The sequence below is a fragment of the Duganella margarita genome, assembly GCF_009857535.1.
Classification (GTDB): domain Bacteria; phylum Pseudomonadota; class Gammaproteobacteria; order Burkholderiales; family Burkholderiaceae_D; genus Rugamonas; species Rugamonas margarita.
On the sequence record NZ_WWCS01000057.1, the window covers coordinates 1 to 2125 of the forward strand.

Annotated in this window: 4 protein-coding genes and 1 pseudogene; 3 read left to right on the top strand and 2 right to left on the bottom strand. The window is 64.8% G+C overall.

Translation table 11 applies throughout. From position 1 onward, the window contains the following. A pseudogene (locus GTP55_RS29090) lies at positions 1 to 281 on the bottom strand (general secretion pathway protein GspB); the annotation flags it as partial. An 84-nt stretch (positions 282 to 365) separates the two neighbouring features. On the opposite strand from GTP55_RS29090, the gene GTP55_RS29095 reads away from it, so the two are divergent. Genes GTP55_RS29095 through GTP55_RS29105 form a run of 3 tightly spaced genes read left to right on the top strand, consistent with a single transcriptional unit; the run spans position 366 to position 1482 of the window. Beyond that, positions 366 to 791 carry an ArsR/SmtB family transcription factor gene (locus tag GTP55_RS29095; protein ID WP_161048248.1) on the top strand — a complete coding sequence of 142 codons (426 nt, stop codon included), beginning with the start codon at positions 366 to 368 and terminating at the stop codon, positions 789 to 791. After that, positions 698 to 1138, top strand: coding sequence for an SRPBCC family protein (locus GTP55_RS29100; RefSeq protein WP_161048249.1), 441 nt, complete (start codon positions 698 to 700; stop codon positions 1136 to 1138). Before GTP55_RS29095 ends, GTP55_RS29100 begins: the two co-directional genes overlap by 94 nt. After that, positions 1135 to 1482, top strand: a complete 348-nt coding sequence (locus tag GTP55_RS29105; RefSeq protein WP_161048250.1) for a GFA family protein — start codon at positions 1135 to 1137, stop codon at positions 1480 to 1482. Before GTP55_RS29100 ends, GTP55_RS29105 begins: the two co-directional genes overlap by 4 nt. A gap of 2 nt (positions 1483 to 1484) precedes the next feature. On the opposite strand, the gene GTP55_RS29110 is transcribed toward GTP55_RS29105, so the two are convergent. Next, on the bottom strand, positions 1485 to 2125 hold a 641-nt coding region (locus GTP55_RS29110), incomplete at its 5' end, for a peptidoglycan-binding protein (RefSeq protein WP_202423914.1).

Below are 2125 nucleotides of genomic sequence, written 5' to 3' on the forward strand. Positions count from 1 at the left end.
GGCGTGGGCGCGGCCGGCGCAGCGGCGGGCGCCGACGCCACGACTGGCTGCTGCGCGACTGCGGCGACCGGCGCCGCCACTGGCGCAGACGGTCGCCACACCAGCACCAGCAACACGCCGATCAGCACCGCCATGCCCAATACCGTCCACAGCATCGGTGTGCTGAACCGGGCGGCGGCCGCGCGCTCCGCCGACTGCAGCGTCGGCGCATGCAGCGTCGGCGAGCTGCCCAACTGACGTTCAGCCTGCGCCTTCTTCAGCGCTTCCAAAATATAAGACATAGCGGTAACCGAGGTGAATATCGCCCTATCTTAACGTAAGCCCGGCGCTTGACAAAGCCGCGCCACCAGAGAATACTTAACCACATGGTTAAGCATAATGATCAACAACTCGATTTGGTGTTCGCCGCCCTGGCCGACAGCACACGGCGCCGCGTGCTGGCGCAGCTGGAACAGGGCAGCCACACCATCAGCGAACTGGCACAGCAACACGCGATGTCGCTGCCCGGCTTCATGAAACATCTGGCGGTGCTGGAAGCCGCCGGCCTGATTGCCCGCGCCAAAGAAGGCCGCATCGTCCGCTGCTCGCTGGAGACCCAAACCATGCAGCAAGCCGCGCAGTGGATTGCCCATTACGACCGCTACTGGAACGCCCAACTGGATGCGCTGGGACGCTACCTATATCACCAGGAGGAAACATGCCAACAAGCACCGGAGAAGTCCGCATCATCCGCCACTACCCCGTCAGCGCCGACAAAATCTGGCGCGCCTGGACCGACCCGCAAGCGCTGATGCGCTGGTTCGGACCGTCGCCGGAGACCATCGCCACCCTGGCGGAAATCGACCTGCGCGTGGGCGGGCGCTATCGCATTGCGTTCCAATCGCCGGACGGTGAACAGAATCAAGTGGGCGGTGAATATCTGGAAGTCCAGCCCCATCAACGTCTGGTGTTCAACTGGGCATTTCACACCACGCCGGAGCGCGTGTCACGCGTGAGCATCACGCTGACAGCGGTAGCCGATGGCACCGAGCTGACATTTGTGCACGACCGATTCGTCGACAGCCAGGCGCGCGACAACCACGAACGCGGCTGGCAGGCGTTCTTCCAGCAACTGCATCACTACATGGAGGCACCATGAAATACACCGGAAGCTGCCATTGCGGCAACATCAAATTCAACGCCGAAGGCGAGATTGCGTCCGCGCTGGCCTGCAACTGCTCGATCTGCCAGCGCAAAGGCTCGCTGCTATGGTTCGTGCCGCGCAGCCAGATGCAACTGCTAACGCCGGAGGACCATGCCAGGTCCTACCTGTTCAACCAGCACAAGATCGCGCACCGCTTCTGCCCGACCTGCGGCATTCACCCGTATGCCGAAGCGCTTGCGCCGGACGGTACGCCAACGGCGGCCATCAACCTGCGTTGCATCGAGGGCATCGATCTGGCGGCCATTCCTGTGCATCACTACGACGGCCGCGCGATTTAACATCAACGCAGCCGCGGCTCCTGCACGCCGCCCAGCTGATACAAGCGGATAAAAGTCTTGGGGCCGGCCACGCCATCGGCCTTCAGGTTCTGCGCGGTCTGGAACTCGGTCAGGCGCTTGCGCAAGACCGCGTCCAGCGGCTGGTTTTCCTGTGGTTTTTTCAGATCGTAGATTTGCGACAGGCGCTTGGCCAGCCAGTCCACATCCGGCCCCTGGTCGCCGCTGCGCACCTCGTCGCGCCAGGCCTTGGGCGCGCGCCAGAAGGTGGCAAACTCGCCGTCATAGCGCGCTGCCAGCGCTTCGACCGTCAGCGTCTGCGGCTTGCCGCCGGCCGCGACGATGGTGGCTTTGCCGTCGTCCAGCGCGGTCAGCAGCACGTAATTGGGCGCGGCGGGATCGTCGTGCAGCTTCAGCATCGTCGGACGGTCCAGCAGACGCACGTCCTCGATGCTGCCTTTCGCCTGCAGGCAACGCAGATTGGCGCGCGCCGCCGTCTGACATGGATCGCCGGTTGTCAGCGTCAGGCCCCACAGGCCGGCCAGCTGGCGCAACGCGGCGGCTCCGTCGGTCCCAGCCGGCGCCACCACGGCCACAGGCGCCGGCGACACAGCCGCCCGCGCCACCGGCGGCGTCGTCGCCTGGG

Bases quoted from the DNA above. Each gene is read 5' to 3' on its own strand.
- GTP55_RS29095 (WP_161048248.1), top strand. From the start codon at position 366: ATGGTTAAGCATAATGATCAACAACTCGATTTGGTGTTCGCCGCCCTG.
- GTP55_RS29100 (WP_161048249.1), top strand. From the start codon at position 698: ATGCCAACAAGCACCGGAGAAGTCCGCATCATCCGCCACTACCCCGTC.
- GTP55_RS29105 (WP_161048250.1), top strand. From the start codon at position 1,135: ATGAAATACACCGGAAGCTGCCATTGCGGCAACATCAAATTCAACGCC.